Consider the following 6,603-nt stretch of genomic DNA (forward strand, 5'->3'; position numbering starts at 1 on the left):
AGAACACCCCCAAAACTGTACTTGCCAACACAAGCCTCAATAGTATTCCAGTGGCAATGATTCGCCATGATCTAGAGTTACCTATGACCAGTTTAGATGGCGTTTGGCAGAGAACATCCATGACTAACCCTGATAGAGAGAACGTTAAGCAGTTCTTAGAGCCACAATCGGATCTAGGCTGGCTGCCTGACGAGCTGGAACTACACCAAAGAACAGCCCAATAGCTCCTGAAACTGTGATTGCCGTGACCACAGCGCCCACGGGAATAATTGCATCCAATGGTGTGAACACACCCACGAGCACTGTACCCCCAACCCCCAATGCGATTCCAATCACTCCACCTGTTGCAGACAGAATCACTGCTTCGATCAGAAATTGCACCAAGATGTCCTGACGAGATGCACCGATCGCCTTGCGCAAACCAATTTCTTGTGTGCGCTCTGTCACTGACACCAACATGATATTCATGATACCAATTCCACCCACTAGCAGGGAGATACCTGCGATCGCTGCCAACATAGTGGTTAAAGCTCCAGTGATAGTTCCAGCGATCTCCATCAAATCTTTCTGGGTACGAATCGTGAAGTCATCTTCTGTTGTAATTTTGTGACGCAGACGTAATAGATTCTCTACTTGAAACTTGGCAGCTCTCACACTTTCTGAATTCTTGGCTGACATAGCTATGTAAGTTAGTTCAATGCCATAGGGAGAGGTGCGACCAACAATGCGATTAGATAGAGTAGTCACAGGCACTAGTACAGTTTCATCGTAGTTGATCCCCGGCCCTGCGCCCTTAGACTCTAGTACTCCGATAACTGTAAAGCTTGTGTTTTTGATGCGGATTTGCCTGCCAACTGGATTTTGATTTGCAAACAAGCGCTGTGCCAACTCAGCACCAAGCACAGCAGTTTGATTATTGCGACGTAAGTCTAAATCACTGATGAATCGTCCTTTAGCCACCTCGAAGCTCCGGACTTTGAGAAAGCCAGGAGTTGTACCAATAGTGTTAACGAATATGTTACGGTTGCCTACGGTAATTAGCTCTCGTGAGTTAAACTCAGCAGCAACTTCCACTACAGAAGGAACTTGGGTAGCAATTGCTTCAGCATCTGCTAGTACTAGGGTCTTGGGTACGTTGAATGTGATCCGTTGGGTATCTGGATTGCCAGGGATCACAAATAACACGTTAGGGCCTAGAGACTCTAAGCTCCTGTTGATAAACCGCTGACCTGCTTCTCCAATGCCAATCATGGCAATGACGGAAGCGTTACCAATAATGATCCCCAGCATTGTTAGGGTACTCCGTAGCTTGTTGGCAGCCAGGGTTTTGATGGCCATCTGTAAGCTCTCTTTTGGGTGCATGTAGGCTTACCTCTCTGGAACAACTGATGTCAAAAACTTACAATGCCTGACCACTGCACATATTTTTGATGGTCACGGCGATAGGAAAAAAATAATTCTGGTTGTTGATAGGTGCAATAGGGGGCGATCGCAATTTGCTCTGGAGCTAGTCCTAGTTGTTCCAGTTGCAAGGCAATCACTCGGCGTACATCTAGACGCACGCGATCCTGATCAGGATCAGGGAGAATTGGACTGTTCGGTAATCTTGCCAGGGCAGCCAGCGTTTCATCAGCCGATACCAGGGATGTAATGGTTGAAATGGTTTTGATAGCTACATCTTTGCCCACTTGGTAAACAGTACCCGCGATCGCTGGGCCTAAGGCTACTCGTAAATTTGCTACGTGACTGCCCCGTTCTAGCAACCGGCGAATCGCCTCAGGCACAATTTTTTGAGCTGTGCCTCGCCATCCTGCATGGACAGCTACCACTTGCCCAGTATGCTCATCACCCAGCAAGACAGGTGTGCAGTCTGCGGAACAGGTCCAAACTGACTGGTGGGCTGTCTCAGTGATAAGGCCATCAGCTTGAGGATAACAATCTCTAGCAACATCGTGGGAGGCTGCATTACAGTTTGTTTGCTCCATAGCTAATTGCCACTCTGTAATGCTTAGCACAGTGTTGCCATGAACTTGCTGAACACGGAATACACGAGCATTGGGGTGCAAGATGGTTGTCAACTCTGCGGGAGACTGTGGATAAAACTGGCGAGTAAAGAAGCCATGCCGCCAAGGTTTTAGCAAGTCACACACCAAGTATTGAAGCCCATGCCATGTATGCCAGTGCCACGTGTGTATAGGTTGCGTAAGCATTATTGTTGGGAAGTGGTAAAGACTTGCTGCTTATGCTAGCGTATGTTGCCTGTTGTCGTTATCTCCCCAGAATGTGTCGTTATCCAAAGGTTTCTAGTACCACGATTGCCATCCCAATAACTTGAGAGGGCTGCAATCAGTCACCTAGTCTTGCAGAGCCTAACCCAGGCAACTGGTAATCCGGGGAACTTGGTGTTCACAGTGGCAGTCTCCGCACCTTGGTGGTTTGCTCTGGAATTCAGCATACTTATCAATTTGTAACGTTGTAAGCATGGTTACATGTTTCTAAATGAGTAAGTCAGCTAGAGTGCTGATGCTGAAAAGTGACCAAGTTAAGATGACAACTGTGACTCAAAAATTTATCCAGGTGGGTGTTGGCTGGTTACAGTTGGTTTCGTTATCATTTGGTCTGGTAATTCGATGGATAAATTTACTGTGGAAGTGAGGGTTGAGGATTTAGTCATGATTGACAAGCCTAAAATTCAGACCTTAACGCTGAAGGTTGCTCGCTCTCGTGCTCTTGTTTGGCAGAGTTTGGGGTGGTTAGGTAGCCTGAGCTTTTTGGGGAGCACCGTTGTAGTGGCTCAAGCCCCGATCGAGCAATCTAAGCCTACTGGAAGTGCTAATTCTCAACCTGTTTTAGAGATTGTGCCATCTCAAGTTGAGTTGCCCAGTGTGATAGATCCTGCATTGCCTTCCAAGGCTGGGTCAGGCAACAGCTTACCTCCGATGTTTGAGATTGCTCCACCAGAGGCTTCTCCCAGTGCGACGGCAACTGTTCCGTTAGAGCCTAACGGTGCGTATATTGATCCCACAAGCTACAGTACAGGGGCAACCCACTATAGTGCACCTAGCTCAATTGTGGTAACGGAGCGATCGACGGGATGCCGCACGACCCTAAGTCCTTCAGCGTTAGTTGACAACTTATGTCAGCCTCAAACAGCAACGTCGCCGTCACTAGCAATGATGAGGGGCAATAGTATCAGTCCTGTTAATCGGCGGTCAGCAGTTTCATTCAATTTACTGAATTCAGGTAACGTTACGTCTGATGAGGCTAGGACATGGGGGCCAACTATACCCCAATCGTCCTACTACAACCCCTTTGCAACCCGTAATGCACTGCGATTACCTGCTCGGTTAGGAAACAACAATACTCGGCTACTGTTTCCGCTATGGTTGCCAGCGCCTATCACTTCCTGGTTTGGATGGCGAGTTCATCCCGTCACGGGCGAGTTTCGCTTCCACAGTGGGGTCGATTTAGGTGCACCTTTGGGAACACCTGTGTTAGCGGCCTATGCCGGTCGAGTGGTGATTTCAGAGTTTATGGGTGGTTATGGATTGACAGTGACGATTGGTCACAACACCCATTTACCTAGTCAGCAGGCTCAACAGCAACAGGTTTACAGTGAAGAAACTTTATATGCTCACCTCGCTGAGGTTTACGTCCAACCAGGTGATTGGGTAGAGCAGGGTGCTGTCATTGGTCTGGTGGGCAGCACAGGATTGTCTACAGGGCCACATCTTCACTTTGAGCTACGGCAAGCAACTAGTGAGGGCTGGGTCACGGTTGATCCAGGGGCAGAGTTAGAACAAGCACTTGCTCTGTTGATTCAATCGTTGCAGTATGCCCAGAATCCACCGAGTCAGTATGCCCAGAATCCACCAAGTCAAATTGCATCTAGTTTGGGTTTCTGGTTAGATACCAGCATGGCAGGGCGCTCAGCATCTACACTAGAAAGCTCTAATTCAGCAAGTCTATAGTCACTGTTAATGTCGTTGTCACTATTGTCACTAATGGTATAGCTATGAAGGGTATAGCTATGAAGGGCTTAGCAGTATTCTGACTTCATCTTGGGACATGGCTCTGGCAAAGAAAAAACCTTGACCGTAGTCGCATCCCATAGCGTTGAGACAGGCTAATTGTTCTTTAGTTTCAATGCCTTCAGCGGTTACGGTCACGCCTAGGCTATGGGCTAGGGTAATGATTGCTTGTACAATTTTGTAGCTATCGTCACTGGTGCCTAGTTCCGTAATGAATGAGCGATCGATTTTCAGGTTGTCGATCGGAAAGCGGTGCAGATAGCTAAAGGACGAATAGCCTGTGCCAAAGTCATCAATTTGTAACTGAATCCCCAAGGATTTCAAGTCAGTTAAGGTAGCGATGGCTGCTTCCGCCTGATCCATAATAATGGTCTCAGTAATCTCTAGTTTGAGGTGATTAGGTTGCAGGTTGGTTTCCTGTAAAACCTTGCTGACCAGAGAGATTTACACTTATGGTTAAGGGGGGTAAGTGAGGAAACTGTTGCTGCCAAGTCTGGAGTTGGTAACAGGCGGTCTTCAGTACCCAAGCTCCCAGGGGCACAATCAAGCCATTTTCTTCAACCACAGGAATAAACTTGCTTGGCTGCACGTGCCCTTGCTGAGGATGATGCCAGCGTACTAGAGCCTCAAAGCCACTGGGCTGAAGGGTAGCTAGATGAATGATAGGCTGATAGCACAGGTAAAACTCTTGACGCTCTAGAGCATGGCGTAGGTCTGTTTCCAGGCGCAGGCGCTCCTTGGCAATGTCTTGCATGTCTGTGCTGAACACTCTCGTGCGGGAGCGTCCCAGAGTTTTGGACTGATACATAGCGATGTCTGCATCTCGCAATAGATCTTCTGGGCGATCGTATCGCTTATCACTAAATGCAATGCCAATGCTGACTGTGCAAAACACATCTTGCCCTGCTACATTAAAAGGCGCAGCGGCGAAGGCTTGGTGAATATAGCTAGCGAGCCTCGTTGCTTCATTGAAGTCGTGCAGGTCTTCGCTTAAAATCACATACTCATCTTCACCCAAGCGCCCCAAGGTATTGCCAGCCCGCACACAGGTCTCTAAGCGGCGGGCAATAGCAACCAGCAGTTGATCGCCGCTGTTGCGCCCCAAACTGTCATTGACCATTTTGAAGCGATCGACATCTACAAACAACACAGCAAATAGGTAATTGTCAATCCGTTTCAATCGATCTAATGCTTGACCCAGACGATCTAGGAACAAAGCTCGATTGGGCAGACCTGTAAGTTCGTCATAAAATGCATCGCGCAGGAGTTGCTCTTCTGCACGTTTACGATCAGTAATATCAGTTTGGGATCCAGCCATGCGGAGCACTTGCCCTTGTTCATCGCGCACAGCAATCCCCCGGTTTAGCATCCAGCGATAACTGCCATCTCGATGTTGCATCCGATGCTCACTTTCAAAGTGACTTGTTTGATCTTCAAAATGGAGAAATAACTCAGCTTTAACCCGCTCAATATCGTCAGGGTGAATGCGGCTAAACCATTCCTCTGGATCATTGCCGATTTCATGATCGTTCCAACCTAACATTGACTTCCAGCGAGGACTGTAGTAGATCTCTGCTGTCTTCAGGTTCCAGTCCCATAGGCCATCATTGGCTCCCCTAGCTGCTAGCTCATAGCGCTCTTGGCTCTCACGCAGGGCCATTTCCATCTGTTTGCGATCGCTGATGTCTAGCCCTACAAATACAGCTGCTTGGCCATTGTCATACTTTTGTGCTCGAATCAAGAAACTGTGTAGGTCTTCGCCTACGAGTGCAGAAATCTCAAGCAAGCCAGATTGGTTGTCCTCTGCAAAAAACTGCCGCACAAAATTAGCAAAACCAGGGCTGTTTTCCATAAACCCGATCTCTTGATTCAGAAATTTCTCTGGTGGCAGGTTGAAAATATCTGCCAAATACCGGTTGATTCCCAAGTATCGGAGATCAGAACTAAACCAAGAAATGCAACCGGGAACAGCATCCAGCACGGCTTGTAATTGTTCGTTAGCTCGTTGCAGTGCTAGAGCTGCCCGCTTGCGCTCAGTAATGCTGCGCCCGAAGACTGAAACACCCGTAATTTGCGAGGTGGACTCTCCATGGCTTCGTTGCACGATCGGGTTAAAGGACACTTCAAAATCTTCATCTTGAAAAGACTGTTCCACAGAGAAACGCTCACCCTGAAGCGCACGGCTGTAGTAGTTAATCCAAATGAACTGAACTTCTAGGGGCAGAGCACGAACTAGGTCTATACCCTGATGCACTGTGATGCCGAAGGTTTGACTAAAGAGGCGCTCAAACACAGAGTTGTAGGTGATTAAGCAATAGTCTGGGTTAACCGACCAAATAGCATCTTCGGTATTTTCAATCAAGGCTAGTAGATTTGCCTCACTTTCCCGTAAAGCTTCTTGAGTGCGCCAGGCTGTACGGCGAATGTTGAGTTCCTGTAGCTCACGCTCCACAGTCAGCAATAGGCGCTTAAGGTTGTCGCGAGTCACACAGTCGCTGGCACCAGCCTTCAGTATAGATCTTAGCTGCTGCTCATCAGTTGCGTCTGAAACTACAATCAACGGTACCTTGAC

Annotated in this window: 3 protein-coding genes and 1 pseudogene; 1 reads left to right on the plus strand and 3 read right to left on the minus strand. The window is 48.1% G+C overall.

Translation table 11 applies throughout. The annotated features are described in order from the left end of the window. Nucleotides 1-144 precede the first annotated feature (144 nt). Complete coding sequence (locus tag NZ772_11230) at nucleotides 145-1,362, minus strand: ABC transporter permease (protein ID MCS6814120.1); 1,218 nt, start codon at nucleotides 1,360-1,362, stop codon at nucleotides 145-147. Between the two features lie 29 nt (nucleotides 1,363-1,391). Further along, entirely contained in the window at nucleotides 1,392-2,195 is an 804-nt protein-coding gene (gene pgeF / locus NZ772_11235; GenBank protein MCS6814121.1) for a peptidoglycan editing factor PgeF, read from the minus strand. A 435-nt stretch (nucleotides 2,196-2,630) separates the two neighbouring features. On the opposite strand from pgeF, the gene NZ772_11240 reads away from it, so the two are divergent. Then, nucleotides 2,631-3,971, plus strand: coding sequence for a M23 family metallopeptidase (locus tag NZ772_11240; protein ID MCS6814122.1), 1,341 nt, complete (start codon nucleotides 2,631-2,633; stop codon nucleotides 3,969-3,971). 57 nt (nucleotides 3,972-4,028) lie between these two features. On the opposite strand, the pseudogene NZ772_11245 reads toward NZ772_11240, so the two are convergent. Then, nucleotides 4,029-5,691 (minus strand): annotated as a pseudogene (locus NZ772_11245) (EAL domain-containing protein). Nucleotides 5,692-6,603 lie beyond the last annotated feature (912 nt).

The organism is Cyanobacteriota bacterium, assembly GCA_025054735.1.
Lineage (GTDB): Bacteria > Cyanobacteriota > Cyanobacteriia > SKYG9 > SKYG9 > SKYG9.

Coding starts and splice junctions, on each gene's coding strand:
- NZ772_11240 (MCS6814122.1), top strand. CDS start 2,631: ATGGATAAATTTACTGTGGAAGTGAGGGTTGAGGATTTAGTCATGATT.
- NZ772_11230 (MCS6814120.1), bottom strand. CDS start 1,362: ATGCACCCAAAAGAGAGCTTACAGATGGCCATCAAAACCCTGGCTGCC.